12 protein-coding genes are annotated in these 16,805 nt (G+C 72.8%); 3 read left to right on the forward strand and 9 right to left on the reverse strand.

Annotated elements, in window-relative coordinates; genetic code table 11:
• Both B207_RS35510 and B207_RS0125150 read right to left on the reverse strand, forming a co-directional pair.
• Positions 1-293, reverse strand: a 293-nt coding sequence (locus B207_RS35510; protein ID WP_026311596.1) for a GDP-mannose 4,6-dehydratase, incomplete at its 3' end; no start/stop codon positions are given.
• Between the two features lie 64 nt (positions 294-357).
• Positions 358-3,036 (reverse strand): acyltransferase family protein, encoded by a 2,679-nt coding sequence (locus tag B207_RS0125150; RefSeq protein ID WP_018639439.1) that lies wholly within the window; start codon positions 3,034-3,036, stop codon positions 358-360.
• 902 nt (positions 3,037-3,938) lie between these two features.
• Between B207_RS0125150 and B207_RS35515 the strand changes: the two genes are divergently transcribed.
• Positions 3,939-5,699 (forward strand): acyltransferase family protein, encoded by a 1,761-nt coding sequence (locus B207_RS35515; RefSeq protein ID WP_230205214.1) that lies wholly within the window; start codon positions 3,939-3,941, stop codon positions 5,697-5,699.
• Between the two features lie 264 nt (positions 5,700-5,963).
• Complete coding sequence (gene rpsA / locus B207_RS0125160) at positions 5,964-7,448, forward strand: 30S ribosomal protein S1 (protein WP_026311430.1); 1,485 nt, start codon at positions 5,964-5,966, stop codon at positions 7,446-7,448.
• Positions 7,449-7,532: 84 nt separating this feature from the next.
• Here rpsA and B207_RS0125165 read toward each other — a convergent pair whose 3' ends face one another.
• On the reverse strand, positions 7,533-8,222 hold the full coding sequence (locus tag B207_RS0125165; protein WP_018639441.1) for a nucleoside/nucleotide kinase family protein: 690 nt from the start codon (positions 8,220-8,222) through the stop codon (positions 7,533-7,535).
• A gap of 116 nt (positions 8,223-8,338) precedes the next feature.
• On the opposite strand from B207_RS0125165, the gene B207_RS35520 reads away from it, so the two are divergent.
• The gene (locus tag B207_RS35520; RefSeq protein WP_154675613.1) at positions 8,339-8,992 is read left to right on the forward strand and encodes a hypothetical protein; all 654 of its coding nucleotides are present in this window, start codon (positions 8,339-8,341) and stop codon (positions 8,990-8,992) included.
• Here the strand turns inward: B207_RS35520 and B207_RS0125175 are convergent.
• The 6 genes from B207_RS0125175 to B207_RS38930 form a co-directional block, all read right to left on the reverse strand.
• Positions 8,979-10,643, reverse strand: a complete 1,665-nt coding sequence (locus tag B207_RS0125175) for a cytochrome P450 (RefSeq protein ID WP_018639443.1) — start codon at positions 10,641-10,643, stop codon at positions 8,979-8,981. The genes B207_RS35520 and B207_RS0125175 overlap by 14 nt on opposite strands.
• A 58-nt stretch (positions 10,644-10,701) precedes the next feature.
• Entirely contained in the window at positions 10,702-12,147 is a 1,446-nt protein-coding gene (locus B207_RS35525) for a cytochrome P450 family protein (protein WP_018639444.1), read from the reverse strand.
• Positions 12,144-12,752, reverse strand: a complete 609-nt coding sequence (locus tag B207_RS0125185) for a GTP-binding protein (protein ID WP_018639445.1) — start codon at positions 12,750-12,752, stop codon at positions 12,144-12,146. The genes B207_RS35525 and B207_RS0125185 overlap by 4 nt, the downstream gene beginning before the upstream one ends.
• Positions 12,733-13,092, reverse strand: a complete 360-nt coding sequence (locus B207_RS0125190) for a DUF742 domain-containing protein (RefSeq protein ID WP_018639446.1) — start codon at positions 13,090-13,092, stop codon at positions 12,733-12,735. The genes B207_RS0125185 and B207_RS0125190 overlap by 20 nt, the downstream gene beginning before the upstream one ends.
• Positions 13,089-13,508 (reverse strand): roadblock/LC7 domain-containing protein, encoded by a 420-nt coding sequence (locus tag B207_RS0125195; protein ID WP_018639447.1) that lies wholly within the window; start codon positions 13,506-13,508, stop codon positions 13,089-13,091. Before B207_RS0125195 ends, B207_RS0125190 begins: the two co-directional genes overlap by 4 nt.
• Before the next feature lie 113 nt (positions 13,509-13,621).
• The gene (locus B207_RS38930; RefSeq protein ID WP_035742220.1) at positions 13,622-16,177 is read right to left on the reverse strand and encodes an ATP-binding protein; all 2,556 of its coding nucleotides are present in this window, start codon (positions 16,175-16,177) and stop codon (positions 13,622-13,624) included.
• Positions 16,178-16,805: the final 628 nt, after the last annotated feature.

Below are 16,805 nucleotides of genomic sequence, written 5' to 3' on the forward strand. Positions count from 1 at the left end.
GTCGTCTCGCCGGTCAGCTCCGCCTGTTTCCACGACAGCCCCACAAACGAGATCGCGCCCAGGTTGTACACCTCGTCCGGCTGCGAGATCTCCACCGCNCCGATCAACGACGGAAGATCCGTCAGATCACCCTCCAACAGCACCACCCCCGGCACCAGCCGCTCCACCCTCTCCACCTTCGGGTTCGACTGCCCACGCACCAGCCCGAACACCTCGTACCCCCGACCCACCAGTTGCTCGCCCAGATACAGGCCATCCTGGCCGGTGATTCCCGTAATCAGCGCACGAGGCACGATCATCCTCCTGTGAACCGTGGAGTACTGCTGCGGAAGGTTAGCGCCAGGTGAAACGAGCAGGTCAACCGGGGTCTGGGCCCGCCGGGCCTGTCGGGGCCGCCGGGCCGCCGGCGGTGGCCGGCCCGGGCTGCTGCCCCGCGCCCGCCGCGCCACCCGCGGCCGGGCGCAGCAGCTGAAGTAGCTGCGGCACTACGAGTTTTCCGGCCCGCGCGCCACCGCCGTTGCTGATGTGCACGCCGTCGTCGTCGCGTATCTGAACACCGTCGATCTCGCCGCGGTACTCGTTGCCCGGGCTGAGGACCGCAGCCAGATCGATGACAGTGGTCACCCCGGGATGCCGGGCGGCGGCCTGACGGAGCAGAGCATTGAACTTGATCACGCGGTCGGTCCGGGTTTCCGGAAAAATGCTACCGGATGCGCTTTCGCCCGTTTCGAACATGGGTGTGGTCAGCAGTACGACCTTGGCCCCGCGCGCGGACATCGTGGTGATCGCCAGGTCGAGCTCCCGACCCAGGTAGGCGTCGAACTGCGGGTCGCCGATCTGGGTTCGCCGGCCGTTCAGGATCTGGTCGGTGACCTCCCAGCGTCCTACCAGCAGCAGCGCCAGGTCGGGACGGATCTCGTCCACCTTCTGCTGGATCCTCGTGGGCCAGTTGACGCAGGTGTGCGGGGGCGGGAACGGCTCGCCGCCGAGGAAGCGCGTCTCGGCCCGAGACACTCCGCAGCCGAGCTCGGCCGCGTCGTGGACCTCCAGCCCCGCGCCCGCCGCGGTGACCGAGAACTCGCTGAACCCCAGTGTGAGCGCCAGCGAGTCCCCGGCCAGGATCGCCCGCAGGGGGCGGCCGCCCCCCACCGCCTGGGCGTTCACCGTCGGCGGCGCGGCGTTCGCGGCCTGCGCCGCCAGGCGCTCCAGGTCGTCGGCGCCGCGTCCGGCGGACGGGTCCGGGATGGTCGCGACCATGACCACGGCGACGATCGCGAGGATCGCGGCCGGGACGGTCACCCGCGGCACCGGGAAGCGGATCTTCCTGCGCCGGATCGGGTTCTCGACCAGGTGGAACGAGACGAGGGTGATCGCGGCTGTCACGGCGACCCGGGCGGCGAGCAGCGCCACGCCGCTCAGGCCCGTCCGGCCCGCGGTGACGGTCAGAAAGACCGGCCAGTGCCACAGGTACAGGCCGTAGGAGACCCGCCCGATGGCGGGCAGCGGTGGGCAGGAGAGCACCCGGGCAGCCGGCCCTCTCGGCACCTCCACGATCGAGGCGACCAGGAGCATCACGACGACGGCGACTCCGAGGAACCCACCCGAGTACAGGACGCGGCTCTCGCCGTCCACAGTCGCCCAGATGCCGAGCATCGCCGCCCCGGCGAGGGCGCCGACGACCGCGAGGCCCTTCTTCGTCCGGTCGGTGAGCGGGGTCCGGCGCTGGATCCGCCAGACGGCGAGCGCCGCACCGACGAGCAGCGCCTGGGCCCGGCTGTCGGTGCCGTAGTAGATCCGGGACGGGTCGATGTCGAGGACCACCAGCAGCAGCCCGAGCAGGGCCGACGCCTCCGCCCCGAGCACGGCGACGGTCAGGATGAGCGTCTGCGCCTTCCGGCGCTGGGCGCGCCAGCGGGCCGCCGTCCGGCCGCTGTGCCACATGAGCAGGTACACGCACAGCGGCCACAGCACGTAGAACTGCTCCTCCACCGCCAGCGACCAGGTGTGCAGCAGCGGGGACGGCGTGGAGAAATGGTCGAAGTAGCTCTGGTCCGACAGCGCGAACCGCCAGTTGGCGACATAGCCGAGGGTCGCCAGCGCGTCCGTGCGCAGCGTCGTGACCTCGCTGGGTGCGGCCACCCACTGGGCGTACGCGGCCACCCCGACCATCATCGCGAGCAGCGCCGGCATCAGCCGGCGGGTGCGGCGGATCCAGAACGACCGGAGGTCGATGCGCCGGGTGGTGCGGTACTCGGCGACGAGGAGCCCGGTGATCAGGAACCCGGAGAGCACGAAGAACGCGTCGACGCCGAGCAGACCGCCGGGCATCCAGCTCAGGCCCGCGTGGTACGCCATGACCCCGAGCACGGCCAGCGCCCGCAGCCCGTCCAGCGCGGGGGAGTGGCCGAGCGGGGCCAGCACCGGGGCGGTCAGCGGCCCGGTCTCCAGCGGTCCGGTCTCCAGCGGTCCGGTCTCCGGCTCGCTCGGCGCGCGCCGAGCGGCCGGCACCGCCTCCGCCGGGATGCCGCGGCGCGTTCCCGCACGGTCCGCCACGCCGGCCCGATCGCGACCGCCTGGCGGGCCGGGGCGCGGGCCGCCGGGCCGCGGCGACCGGTTGGGGCTGGTCGGCGCGGGGACGACACGGATCCCCGGGCGCCCGCCCTTGGTGCCGCGAGGCTTCTCCCAGGCCTGGTCGGCCCCCATCGCGCGGCGCTCGATCCGCTCGGTCTCGTCGCCCTGGTACCTGCGCGGCTGACGCAGCCGGCCCTCGGGATCGAGGTAGGCGTCGTCCTGGTAGGCGGCGTCGAGGTGGGAGCGGTCCAGGAACAGGCCCGCGAGGTGGTCCTGGGCCTCGTCGCCGTCCGCGCCCGGGTCGAGGGCCTGGCTCTGGTCGCCGGCCCGGCCCGGCCCGGTCCGCGCGGGATCGCGCTCCCGCCGACGCCGGCCGGGTTCGGGGCGGGCCAGCGGGTAGGTGTCGAACTCTCGGCGGCTCAGCCCGGTCCCCTTCCCGAAGTCGTCGTGGACGCCTGACTTCACCTCACAGGCGGCGCTGGCCGATGGCCCTGAATGTCGTCATCCTGATTCGACAACATTTATCTAGTATGTCCGGATCCCCGGTCGGCCCGTCGTCGAGGCTACGACGGAACGACGGGGCCGTGACACCCATGGGGTGTCACGCTACGGCCCCACCGGCCATCCCGCGGCGGGGCCGAAGGCCGTCCCGGCCGGTCGGCGCGGGCCGCTCCCCAGGGACTGCCGGCAACTCCCCGGCGGGACTGCCGGCCGGCACCCGGAAGGTCCCCGGATGTCCGCCAGTTCATGGGATCACAGACCCGCCGGCTCCTCGGGACGGGGGTCGCCCAGCCGGCACCTGCGCCCGGTTCCGCCCGGGGCCGCGCCATCCGCGCACGCCGGCCGCGCCAGCTTGTTCGCGCCGGCGGTCCGGGCGGCCGGGCCGGCGCGAGGAATGTCGGCGCAGTACCACTTCCGATGTATTGGCGCGGAAAATCCGTGCTGCCCCAGCCCCCCGCCGGGGCCCCTGCCGACCAGAACGTTCTGGTCGTTGATCGCACACACTCCGGATGGTCCTGCGATACAGCCGCGGGGGCCGGCGCCGGCCAACGAGGCGGCATATATCACTCTCCGTACTGAATGAATCGAGTTCGGACGTGTCCTCGGATGCCGCCGGCCGGCCCTCGCCCACCGCGGCGGGCCGGGAAGTGCTAGCCGTGGTGAGGGTCTCAAAGCCCCAAGGAAGGGCGTCCGGCCTGCGGTTTCGTGTGGGGAGTGGCGTCCGGCCGCGTCGCCGGGCGGCTCGCCGTCGGGGCCGCGAGCAGCTGGGTGGCGGGTGGGGAGCTGTAGCTTGCGAGCGTGCCTGACATCACCGACAGTGGCGGTCGCGGTAGGTGACCGCCGGCTTCCCTCGCCGGAGCGGGTCGGTGTCCACCCGCCTGCCCGGCGGGCCGGCCGACGCCGCACGCCGCGGGGGCACCGCCGCGGAACCCGCCGAGCGCTCAGCCGGGTCGGCGACGACCGTCGTCTTCCCCGGGTTCGACGGGCTGCGCGCGATCGCGGCGCTGCTCGTGATGGTGGTCCACGTCGCCTTCTACAGCGGTCTGACGCTCACCAGCCCCGTCGGGGTCTACACCGCCCGCGGTGAGGCCGGTGTCGAGGTCTTCTTCCTGATCTCGGGCTTCCTGCTGTACCGGCCGTTCGCCGCGGCGCACCTGAGCGGGCACGCGGCACCGGACGCCCCCGGCTTCTTCGTTCGCCGCCTGCTCCGGATCATCCCGCTGTACTGGCTGGCGCTCGTGGTCGCCCTCAACATCCTGCCGGACGACAGGCTGGGCGTGCAGGGCCTCCCCGGCCTGCTGCAGACAGCCTTCTTCCTGCAGGGCTACCGCAGGGAGACGGCCATCCAGGGCCTGACCCAGGCCTGGACCCTCAACATCGAGTTCGCCTTCTACCTGTCGATCCCCGTCTACGCCTGGCTGCTGGTTCGCCGCCGGCGCGCCCCCCGCGACCAGTTGCGGGTGGAGCTCCTGGCCCTTGGGGTGATCTTCGTTGTCAGCCGGGTCCTGCACTACAGGCTGATCGGCTCGGATGTCTGGTGGGCCGACGGCTGGACGGTCTGGCTGCCGGTCTGGTGGGACCTGTTCGCGATGGGCATGCTGCTGGCGGTCCTGTCGTGCTGGTACGCCCAGAACGGGCGCACTCCGGCGTGGGCGCGGTGGCGATGGTTCGGCGGAGCCTGCTGGCTGGTCGCCGCGTTCTTCTTCTGGGTGGCGAGCACCCGGATCGACCTCCCGCGTGAGCCGATGTTCGTGCCTGACCGGTCCCAGGACATGGGGCGCCACCTCTTCTACGGCCTGTTCGGGTTCTTCCTGCTCCTGCCGGCGGTCTTCGGCCCGCCCCGCCAGGGTCTCGTGCGGCGGTTCCTGTCGTGGCGGCCGATGGCCTACCTCGGACTGATCTCGTACGGCATCTATCTGTGGCACACGACGGTGATCGAGCTGGTCATGGAACACACCGGCCGGCAGGGCGGCGCGCTCGCCTTCGTGCCGTTCCTCCTGGTCGTGATCGTCATCACCTGTGCCCTCTCGACCCTGACCTACTTCCTGGTCGAACGGCCCTGCACGGTGCTGGCCAGGGAGTGGGCGCGCGCTCTCCGGGCCCGCCGGGCCCGCCGGGCCGGTCGGGCCGGTCGGAGCGGGCCGCCCGGCGCCGGCGGGGAGGGCGGGGGCAGCGGGCCCGGTGGTGCCGCGGCCGGGGCGGGGCGACCCGCCACCGACGGGAGGTGGAGCCGGGAGGTCTCCAGCACCGGCCACGGCACCCTGGCCGTGGCCGCCCGCCGCGGCTACCCCCGCCTGGCCGTGACAGGCCCGCGCGACGCCGCGATCGACCACTCCGACGGAGATCCGGCGCGGACCTTCCCGCTGCGCGCGGGCCGCCGGGCGGCCACCTACGGGCGACACACCCACGGGGCGGACCGATGGTCCGTCCGCGGTCGGGCGGGTGGTGTGCCCGCCACCCGGATGCCGCCCGACGCCGGGCCGAGCGTGCCGACGCCGCGGGCGCCGTCCGGCGGCGAGGGGCAGCCCGGGCGGTGGGTCCAGCGGTTCAGCGGGCGTTCAGTCGGCGCCGCCACAGGGCGCCGACTGGGCCACATTCGCTCGCGTCTCCGGGACGAGACCCGGTGACTTTTCGTACTATGAGGGCGCCAAAGGGTGAGTCCCGTGGCGGACTGGCTCCGAGTCTGTGCGCTCTCCCGTTGACCACCCGGGACACCGCTCCCTAGACTTGGGAGTTGCACGAGGGTTCGTGGGTCTCAGACCGAGCGGATCCACTCGAGCAGTCGTTATCGGTTCTGACAGTGTCGTTCTCAGCGCGGTGCCTGTCCCTCCGTCCCGGCGGTTCGACCCGGCCCTCGCGCGACGAGACGATTCCCAGTCGGAGCCGACCCCTTGACGAGCACCACCGACGTACGACCCGTGGAGACCGTGACCACCTCGCACAGCCCGACCACACCACAGGTTGCGGTCAACGACATCGGCTCGGCCGAGGACTTCCTCGCCGCGGTCGACAAGACGATCAAGTTCTTCAACGACGGCGACATCGTCGACGGCATCATCGTCAAGGTGGACCGCGACGAGGTGCTCCTCGACATCGGTTACAAGACCGAGGGTGTCATCCCGTCACGGGAACTCTCGATCAAGCACGATGTCGATCCGCACGAGGTCGTCACGGTCGGCGACCACGTCGAGGCCCTTGTCCTCCAGAAGGAGGACAAGGAAGGCCGTCTGATCCTGTCCAAGAAGCGTGCGCAGTACGAGCGCGCCTGGGGCACGATCGAGAAGCTCAAGGAGGAGGACGGCGTCGTCACCGGCACCGTCATCGAAGTCGTCAAGGGTGGTCTCATCCTCGACATCGGCCTCCGTGGCTTCCTCCCCGCCTCGCTCGTGGAGATGCGCCGCGTCCGCGACCTGCAGCCCTACGTGGGCCGCGAGCTCGAAGCCAAGATCATCGAGCTGGACAAGAACCGCAACAACGTGGTTCTGTCCCGCCGCGCCTGGCTGGAACAGACCCAGAGCGAGGTGCGCTCCGAGTTCCTCGCGCAGCTCGCCAAGGGCCAGATCCGCAAGGGTGTGGTCAGCTCGATCGTCAACTTCGGTGCCTTCGTGGACCTGGGTGGCGTCGACGGCCTGGTGCACGTCTCCGAGCTGTCCTGGAAGCACATCGACCACCCGTCCGAGGTGGTCGAGGTCGGCCAGGAGGTCACGGTCGAGGTCCTCGACGTCGACCTGGACCGCGAGCGGGTCTCCCTGTCGCTGAAGGCGACGCAGGAGGACCCGTGGCGCCAGTTCGCGCGGACCCACGCCATCGGCCAGGTCGTTCCCGGCCGGGTCACCAAGCTCGTTCCGTTCGGTGCGTTCGTCCGGGTGGACGAGGGCATCGAGGGCCTGGTGCACATCTCGGAGCTGGCCGAGCGCCACGTCGAGATCCCCGAGCAGGTCGTGAACGTGGGCGACGAGATCCTGGTCAAGGTCATCGACATCGACCTCGACCGCCGGCGGATCAGCCTGTCGCTCAAGCAGGCCAACGAGGCCTCCGGGCTGGCTGGTGAGGGCGACTCGTTCGACCCGAGCCAGTACGGCATGGAAGCCAAGTACGACGAGCAGGGCAACTACGTCTACCCCGAGGGCTTCGACCCCGAGACCGGCGAGTGGCTGCCGGGCTTCGAGGAGCAGCAGGCCGAGTGGGAGCGGCAGTACGCCGAGGCTCAGACCCGGTTCGAGGCCCACCAGGCCCAGATCCGGGCCGCGCAGGAGGCTGACGCGGCTGCGGCAGCGCCGTCCTCCTACACCTCGTCGCAGCAGTCCGAGCAGCCCGCCTCGGCCATCGACGAGGAGGCGCTGCGGCGCCTGCGGGAGCAGTTCGGCCGCGAGTAGCCGAACAGCCGCACCGGCGCCGGCAGGTACCTCTGCCGGACCGACCGGTCGGTGAGACAGAACCGTCCTTCAGGGCCCGTGGGATCACCCCGCGGGCCCTGAGGCGTTTCCCGGTCGTTGACCCGTGCCCGGCTCACCCGGCCCGGGCCGGGTGAGCCGGGCACGGGTCAACGCCTCGAGGGCCCAGGCCGCCTGCGCGAGCACCTTGTCCGGCGGCTGCGTGCCGTCCAGCTCCACGACGTTGTCCGCCCGGGCCATCACCTGCTCGTAGTCGCCGGCCTGCCTGACGAGCCGGGCCCGCAGCGCGGCCGGGGTCAGGACCCGGGTGCGGCGGTCGCCCCGGGCGATCATCCGCTCGTAGGCGAGTGCCGGGGGGACCCGCAGCCACAGCAGCGGGTCGGGCCGGGGAAGCAGGTCCTCCAGCTGTTCCAACCACCCTCGATGCTGCTCCCCGTATGGCCCGCACCGCACCTCCCAGGACTGCACCCATCCCTCGAAGAGCAGGTCGGGAGGTCCGCCCGGGCCGGAGCGGTAGTGCAGCTGGGCGGACAGCTCGACGAGGTGCGCGAGCCGGCGCACGGGTCCGGGGACGACCGACTGGTAGAGGACGGTGTCGTCTGGTTCGGCGATGGCCCGGAAGATGTCCGCGGTCACGCGCGCCGGCCGGCTGCCCCGCAACGGGCGCAGCAGCGTCTCCAGGCCGCGGATCAGCGTGGTCTTTCCCGCCCCGTCCACACCCTCCACCGCCACGAGAAGTGGATCGCGCCAGGTCATGTCCGGACTGTAGATCGTTTTCAGCGGTTTCGTGGTGGATCCGTCCCTTGCCGTACCGTCCGCAGGGCAGCAGAATCGGGTCTGCCAGGCGCTGGGGGGCAGCCGATCCGGTCGGGATGTGTGTGGCCAGCGAAGCCTTTACTGACGGAACGACACCGGTGCTCCCGTATGCGCTGGTGGCGGTCGAGGGAGCGGCGGGCTGCGGGAAGCGGGCCTTGGCGCGGTGGCTGGCCGCCCGCCCCGGGGCCGTGGGGCTCCGGCTCGCGCCGCGGACGTCCGCCGCACTCGAGGAGCTAGCCAGCCGCCTGACCGGGCCCGGCGGGCAGCGGGGCCGGGTGCCGGCGGACCTGCTGCACACCGCCAGCCTGGTCGAGTGCGCCGTCCAGTTCGAGTACGCGCGGGAGACCTTCGCCGGAGCCGATCTGGTCGTCGCGGACCGCTGGCTGCAGACCTGGGAGGTCTACTGCGGGGACCTCGGCGAGTATGCCGAGTGGTACCTGCAGATAGCCGCGCAGGTACCGGCCCCTGACGTCCTGCTCTACCTGCGGGTGTCGCCGCGGGTCGCCGCCGCGCGGCTGGCCCGCGTGCTGTGCCGCGACGAGGCGGCACTGCTGCACCACACCACCGTGCTCTGCGCCCGGTATGACGAGGTGATGTCAGGCGTCGACTGCGTGGTCGTCGACGCCGATCCGCCCGCGCCGGCGGTGCTGGCGCACGTCGCGGGCGTCCTGCGGGAGGCGGGCCTGGTCGCTCCGGTCACAGCGGAGTGAAGCGCACCGGCAGGGCGGCGAGGCTGCGGACCCAGACCGACGGGCGCCACTGCAGTGCCGCGGGCTCCACGGCGAGTTCCAGGCCTGGCAGGCGGTCGAGAAGCACCTCGACGGCGGTCGTCGCGATGGTCTCGGCGGCCATCTGCGCGGGGAACGGGCACCGGTGCTCGCCGTGCCCGAACGCCAGGTGCGCGTTGTTGCCCGCGGCCCGCCCGGACGGCTGCGGCCGTGCCCGCGGGTCCGCGTTGGCCGCCGAGAGCCCGAAGATCAGCAGGTCCCCGGCCCGGATCCAACGGCCGCCGAGCCGGACGTCCCGGCGCGCCCAGCGGGCGACGAGGTTCTGGATCGGCGGGTCGGCCCACAGCACCTCGGCCATCGCGCTGCCGATGCTGAGCCGGCCCCCGGAGAGATCCACCGCGAACCGGTCGTCGGTCAGCATGAGACGCAGGGTGTTGCCGATCCAGTCGGCGGTCGGGGCGTGGCCCGCGATCAGGGTCGCCATGACGTCCTCGACGATCTCGTCGTCGCCGAGGTCGGCCGGATGGCTGATCAGTGCCGAGACGGCGTCGTCGGCGGGCTGCGCGCGGCGGCGGCGGACGACCCGCATCAGCATCGCGTGCACGTGCCGGCGGGCGTCCCGCGAACCCGTGCCGCCGCTGACGAGCAGCGTGAGGTCCCGGGCCAGCCCGGTCAGGTCGCTGTCCGGCAGGCCCCAGATGCCGGCGGTGACCATCGCCGGCAGCGGGCCGGCGTACTGGGTGATCAGCTCGGCCCGGCCGTTGCCGGCGACCGCGTCGATGAGGGTGTCGGCACCGCGGGTCGCCCGCGTCCGCAGCTCGTGCGGCTCGAACATGCCGAGCACGTCGCCGATCGCCTCCAGCCGGCGGGTGTGCGCCGGCCCGTCCAGGCTGCGCAGGGACGGCCGCTGGCCGACCACCGACTGCAGCGGCCAGCCCGCGGGGACGAGGTCCCAGGCGTTCCAGATCCGGCAGTCCCGCCCGAACAGCGCCGGGGTGCCGGCGACGTAGACCACCTCGCGGTAGCCGAGGACAAGCCAGGCCGGGATGTCCGCCTCCAGCAGGACCGGCGCGACCGGTCCCTGCTGGTCGCGCAGACGCCGGTAGAAGCCGGCGAGGTCGCTGCCGGGCCCGCCGCCCGGCAGCCGCACGGCCGCGCCGTGCGCGGGCCAGCGCTCACCGAAGTCGGACCGGCCGGGTGTCTGGGCCCGTTCCCGGCCCCGGCCATCCTCTCCGGGCGGAGCGACCGGCGGGACCGGCGGGGCCGAGGGGGGGAGAGCCGGGACCGGGCTCCTGGTCACGGAGGGGCCGGCAGCCGGCCCGGCGACCGGTCGGGCCGGTGACCCGGTGCCGGGCCGGGCCGCGGGTCGGACCGCGGAACCCGCGGCGTTTCCCGGCGGGGGCGTCCGGGGCGGCGCCGGTGCACGGGTCGAGGTCGAGGTCGGGGTGGGGGTCGAGGTCGGGGTGGGGGTGGTCGGCGCGTCGGGCGCCGCCGTGCCGCCGCCGCGGCGGGTCGCCGGCTGCGGGCAGATCGCGCCGTACTGGCGTAGTGCGCCGTACTGGCGCGCGGCGCCGAGCGCGCGGGGCATGCCGCTCGCGCACGCCCCGAGCTGGCGGGGATGGGGATGGGTCATGTGCAGTCTCCGGCCTGGGTTCAGCGTGGTGCCGCAGCGGCGCGGCCGGTCGCGGTCGTCAAACGGGGCTGAACCGCACTGGCAGGGCTGTCAGGGCCCGGTTCCAGGCGGTGCGCCGCCAGACCAGCGCCTCGGCCGGGACGGCGAGCCGGATGTTGGGCAGTCGGTCGAGGAGAACTTCGATCGCGGTCCGGGTGATGACCTCGGCGATCTCCTGCGCGGGGTAGGGGCAGCGGTGGGCGCCGTGCCCGAAGGAGAGGTGGGCGCTGTTGGTGCCGGTTCCGGTGACCCGCGGGTCGGAGTTCGCCGCCGCCAGGCCGAGAGCGATCATGTCGCCGGCCTGGATGTGCTGCCCGCCGAGCTGGATGTCGCGGGCGGCCCAGCGGCCCGCGGCCACCTGCACCGGGGTGTCCTCCCAGAGGACCTGGGTGAGTGCCTGCATGACGCTGCGTCGGCCGCCGGACAGCTCCAGGGCGAACGATCCGTCGGTCAGCAGCAGGCGCAGCGAGGTGCCGATCCAGGCCGTCACCGTGCGCATCCCGAGGCCGAGGACGACCGCCAGATCCTCGACGATCTCGTCGTCGGTCAGTTCCTCGGGGTGGTCGACCAGGGTGGAGATGATGTCGTCGGAGGGCTCGTCGATCCGGTCGGCGAGCAGGCCGCGCAGCCGATCGAGAAGCCGGCGGTGGCCGCGGACGGCGTCCGAGCGGTTGTCGACCAGGGCCACCAGATCATCGGCGATCTCGTCGGCACCGAGATCGTCCGGCCCGCACAGCGACGCCAGCGCGAGCGCGGGCACCTGATGCGCGAAGGCGGAGATCAGGTCGGCCGAGCCGGTTCCGGCGAACTCGTCGATCACACTGTCCGTGACCGCCTCCGCGCGGGCCCTGAGGAGGAAGACGTCCACGTCGCTGAGGACGTCGTTGATCGCCCGGTACCGGCGCCGGTGCTCGTCGCCGTCGGTGTGCAGCAGCGACGGGCGCCGCCCGGCCCCGGGCAGCGGCGCCCAGTCGGGCGAGACGGGCCCGCGGCGGGCCCGGTGCCGCGGGTCGCAGGTGAAGATCTCCGGGCTGCTCAGCACGAAGTGCAGCTCCCGGTAGCCCAGGACCAGCCAGGCCGGCCGGTTGCCGTCCAGCGACACCTGCACGATCGGGCTGGGCGCGCGCCGCGGGTCGCGGTTCCCGTCCCGCCGGCCGTCCCTGGGCGGGTCGCGGCGTTGCTCGCGAGACTGATCCGGCCGCGCCTGGTCGTGACGGGCCCGGTCGCCGCGGGGCCGGTCCTGACGCGGCTGGTCGTGACGGGGCTGGTCGTGGCGCGGCTGGTCGTGACGGGGCTGGTCCGGCCGCAGGTCGCGCTGCAGGCCCTGCTGCCCGTCGCGCTGGGTGGTGCGCGGCGCCCGGACGGGGCAGCGCCGCGCCTGGGGCACGTCCGCGAGGGCCTGGGTGGTGGCGGGCCCGCCGGTTTCCGGCCGGGCTCGGCCACCCGGGTCGAGCATCGTGCTCATGATGCCTCCTTGCGGGCGGAGGCCTGGTCGTAGAGGTGCCGCACCAGGGTGATCAGCACGTCCTTGCTGGACGAGCGGTGCCGCGCGTCGCAGTCGATGATGGGCACGTCGGGGGAGAGGGAGAGCGCCTCGCGCAGGTCGTCCAGCGAGTGCTCGGGCTCCCCGAAGTTGTTCCGGGCCACGATGAACGGCATCCGGTGGTGTTCCAGCCGGTCGATTGCATACCACGAGTCGGAGACCCGTCTGGTGTCGACCAGGACCACCGCGCCGAGGGTGCCGGCGAACAGGCGGTCCCACAGGAACCAGAAGCGTTCCTGCCCCGGGGCGCCGAACAGGTAGAGCACCATCTGCGCGTCGAGACTGATCCGTCCGAAGTCGAACGCGACGGTGGTGGTGTTCTTCTCCTCCACGGCGCCGGTGTCGTCGATGCCGACGCCGGCCTCGGTCATGACCTCCTCGGTGCTCAGCGGGCGGATCTCACTGACGGAGCGGACCATGGTGGTCTTGCCCACGCCGAATCCGCCGACGATCACGATCTTGACGCCGTCCTTGGCCGTGGTCTGCAGCGGTGGCCGGGCGACAGGCTCAGAGCTTCTGGAGTCCAACGAGCACCTGCTTCAGGAACGCGGGATCGGGAAGTTGCAAGGGGTCGGTCGGGCTGGTCGGGTGGCTCGCGAAGATCAGGCCCCGCTCCAGCAGATCGGAGAGAAGGATCTTCACGATGCTCACGGGGAGCTTGAGGTCCGCCGAGAGCTCCACCACAGCGGTCGGGGCGCGGCACACCCGCAGGATCCGGACATGCTCGGACTGCATGCCGGGTACGGGGTCCGCCCGGCTGGTGACGAGGGTGACGAGGTCGAAAGCGTTGTGGCCGACCCGGCTGCGACCGCCGGTGAGCGTGTAGAGCCGGTCCGGGTCCTCACTGTCGACGAGCCGACGGATCACGGCTGTCGCACGGACTGGACGGGGTCGCGCGGTGCCGCGCTGAGGTACTCGCCGATCTGTTCGACCAGCTCGCTCATGTTGTGGCCGATGATGCCGGCGTCCGCGTCGTCGGTCGCCACCACGGCCAGGTGGGCGCCCTGGCCGGCATCGACGATGAACAGCAGCCCGCCGTGGAACTCGGTCATCGACTGCCGGACGCCCCCGGTGCCGTCGCCGAACTCGATGGACGCTCCGTGCGCCAGGCTCTGGATGCCGGAGGCGATCGCGGAGAGCTGGTCGGCCTGGTCGATGCTCAGGCCCGCCGACCGGCACAGCTTGAGCCCGTCCCGGGAGAGCACCAGGGCGTGGTGGGTCCCGGGGGTACGCGCCAGGAGATTCTCCAGCAGCCAGTCAAGGTCGCTCTCAGTGGTATTCATCGGGATTGCGGGGCGCCGTGCGGTGGGCCCGCCCGGCCTGCCCCTGCCTCCAATCGGGTCGTCCAGTGCTGGTCTGGTCGTTCTGGGAAGCCCTGGTCGTTCGTCCGGCGCCACTACCGGCCTGCCGGGACGTCGTCGCCGTCGTCGCGGCGGGGCCTCCTCGGCCGGCCCGCCCGCGCCGGCCCCGGGCGCGGGACGGCTGCCCGCCCGTCGCGTCCGGTGCCGCGGGAGGTCGGTGCGGCTGCCGGGACCGCCGCGTCCCGCGGTCCGTCCTGCGCCGCGCCGCTGCCCGCGGCCGAGCTCTTTCGGGTGCCCGTGGCCCGGCCGGTGCTGGTGCCCGCGGCCCCGTCCGTTCCTGCGGTGCTGTCGGTCTCCGCGGTGCTGGTGGAGCGCACGGTGCTGGTGGAGCGCACGGTGCTGCCGGAACCCGGCTCGGTGCCGCCCGCGGCCGGTACGGCCTGGGCGGCGGAGGTGCCGTGGCCAGTGGGCTCGACGCCGTCCTCCGGCTCGGCGTGGTTCGGCTCGTCCATGATCGGTGCGGGCTCGGGCGTCGGTGTGGGCGCTGCGGCAGGGGGAGGGGCCAGGGCGAGGGCGGGGGGAGGCGCCAGCGCGAGTGCCCGAACGGTGGATGTCGCGGCTGGCGCTGTGCCGGCGCCGGGTTCGGCTGTGGGCGCGGGTGTGGTGTCGTCCGGGCCGCTGCCGGCTGCTGCCGGCTCGACGGGTGCCGCCTCGACGGGTGCCGCCTTGACGGGTGCGGGCAGGCCGGCGGCCTCGCCGGCTGATGCGGTGAACGGAGTCGTCGGTGCCGGGGTCACGGGCGATGACGCCGTCGGTACCGGGGTCAGGGGCGACGGGGCTGAGGCGGACTCCGCCGACGCGGGAGCCGGGGGGGCGGGCGTTGTCCGGGTGCTGGCGGATCCCGCCGGGCGCATTGCCCGGCGGAACGCCGCGAAGTTCGCGATGGAGCTGCGGCGGGCCCGGTGCGAGCGTGGACGGGTGGTCGTCGGCGCGGCGGCCCGGCTGGTGCTGGCGGTGAGCGACTGGCCGCGGGCCCGCTTGGGCAGGGTGATCCGCGCGGTCACGGCGCCCGCGTCCACGGCACCGAGCCCGCCGACGGCGCGCAGCGTGCCGGTCATCGCGAACGTTCCCGCGGTGCCGAGATCGGCGGTGGTGGAGACGTCCCCGTCCAGAGTGCGGCGGGGCGTGCCCTGGACGTCCGGCGGCAGGTTCCTGGAGGTGCCGCGGTGCTGGAACGCGCCGTGTCCGCGGGCCGGCAGGGATCCCTCGGCCGTCGCGGCGAACGGCCGGTCGGTCCGCTCGGGCTGGTCGAACCGGTTGGGCTGGTCGGTCCGGTCCGCCCGGTCGGAACGCCGTGGCGGGAGGCCGAGGCCGCGCAGGTCGGCTCCGCCCGCCGGCCCTGTGCGCGGGACGAGAGTGCTCGCCGCCGCGGCGGGCGCGGGCGGCAGGGCCCGCGGGGACCTGGCCGTGACGGCGGTGCGCAGGCCGGTGGTGGTCGCGTCGGTCGTGTCCGCGAGCGCGGGCGGGGGCTCCACGGAGCGCGGGGCGGTGATGAGCTGGCGCGGGATCATCAGGATGACCCCGGTGCCGCCCCGGGACGAAGGACGGAAGGACACGGTCAGGCCGTGCTTGCGGGCGAGGACGCCGACCACGGCCAGTCCCAGGCGGGTGCCGGAGAGGGTGGTGAGGTCGAGTGCCTCCGCGGAGACCGCGCGCTCGGCTCGGGCCAGTGCCGCCTGCCCCATGACCAGTCCGCCGTCCTCGATCGTGATGACGACGCCGGTCTGCACCTCCTCGACGTAGACGTGCACTTCCTCGGAGGGCGGGGAGAAACTGGTGGCGTTGTCCATGAGTTCGGCCAGCGCATGCATGACGCCCTCGGCGGCATAGCCGACCACAGCCACCGTGCTGGTCGAGTGCAGCCGGATCCGCTGGTAGGCGCTGATCCGTCCCATCGCCCCGCGCAGGATGCTCTCCATGACGATCGGTTTCGTCCACCGGCGGCCGGAGCGCCCGCCGGTGAGCACCGCGATGCTGTCCGCGAGCCGGCTGGCCTGGGCGGTGAGGTGATCGAGCCGCAGCAGGTCGCCGAGTACCTCCTCGCTGTGCCGCTCCTCCATCGCGCGCAGGTCGGCCAGCATGCTGGTGCTCAGCGCCTGCATGCGTCCGGCGGCGCTCGCGCAGGCCGCCATCGCGGCGGACCGCATGCGTTCGCCGCGGCTGACCTCCTCGGCCACTGTGCGCAGGATGTGCAGGTGGGCCTCGTCCGTGCCGCGCGGCGCCTCGGCGAGGGCTGTCTGGACTGTGGTGCCCTCGCGCAGACGGGTGACGACGAGGGGAAGGACTTCGCGGGAAAGGCGCTCGGTGTGTGCGGACGAGGTCCTGACCCGTGACTCGAGGGTGACGATCCGGTTACGCAGCTCGCGGGCGAGCTGGCGGTTGCGGACGGCCATGACGGTTGCCAGCCCGACGATCATGGCGGCGACGCAGGCGCAGAACAGCACCGGTCCGCGCGCCCCGGCGGGCGAGGAGGCGGCAGTGGCGAGGCCGATGAGCATCACGGCCAGGACCGCCGCGACCGGCGGCCCGATCAGCTCACGCGCGGTCGGTGGCCGCTGCACCTGATGACGAGCGATTGCGTGTTCTGACATCGATCAGGTCCTCGTCGTCGGTGGTCGGTGGCTCAGGCCCGGTCCGCCGCGGTCCGAAAAAGCCGCGGTGAATGCATTCGGCCGCAGCGTGTTCCCGACCTGACCGGTGGCCTCGGAGCCGCTTCCGGGGGTCGCCCCAGAATCCCGATGAAGCGTCCGCGACCGGTCACAGACGCCTTTGTTCCAACGTCTGCCGCCGGCGTGGACGAATATGTCTCCCTGGCCGTTCCGCGGTGCATTCCGGTGCTGGTGAGCACCGGGTTGGAGCCCGTCTTCGGCCGTGCTGACCGCGTCGATCTTCGCCCCCTCGCCGTCGCCCCGATGCGCCGCTGCGTCCGGGCCGGTCCCGAGCCGAAACCGAACCATCAGTGCAGGTCATATGCGCGTTGCACATGCTAGGGACAGGTCGGACGGGTTGCCTGGCGGGCGCTTCGGCCCCCCGACGACCGATAGCCGAAAGTGGTATCAGAGTGTTTCCGTTGTGTTTCTGTAGTGATAGTGGATTGCATCCGTTTTGCTGGAATCCCGTGCGGTCGCCCGGATCGAACGGGTGCGGCCGCGTGCGGAGTTGACAGTCTGGCATTCTTGTCGGCCGCTCTGGCCCGACCGTGTTACCTGACGGCTAATC

The organism is Parafrankia elaeagni (genome assembly GCF_000374165.1).
Lineage (GTDB): Bacteria > Actinomycetota > Actinomycetes > Frankiales > Frankiaceae > Parafrankia > Parafrankia elaeagni.

Excerpts from the sequence above, each read along its gene's own strand:
- B207_RS0125165 (WP_018639441.1), bottom strand. The coding sequence starts at position 8,222 with ATGACCTGGCGCGATCCACTTCTCGTGGCGGTGGAGGGTGTGGACGGG.
- B207_RS35520 (WP_154675613.1), top strand. The coding sequence starts at position 8,339 with ATGTGTGTGGCCAGCGAAGCCTTTACTGACGGAACGACACCGGTGCTC.
- B207_RS0125175 (WP_018639443.1), bottom strand. The coding sequence starts at position 10,643 with ATGACCCATCCCCATCCCCGCCAGCTCGGGGCGTGCGCGAGCGGCATG.
- B207_RS35525 (WP_018639444.1), bottom strand. The coding sequence starts at position 12,147 with ATGAGCACGATGCTCGACCCGGGTGGCCGAGCCCGGCCGGAAACCGGC.
- B207_RS0125195 (WP_018639447.1), bottom strand. The coding sequence starts at position 13,508 with ATGAATACCACTGAGAGCGACCTTGACTGGCTGCTGGAGAATCTCCTG.
- B207_RS38930 (WP_035742220.1), bottom strand. The coding sequence starts at position 16,177 with ATGTCAGAACACGCAATCGCTCGTCATCAGGTGCAGCGGCCACCGACC.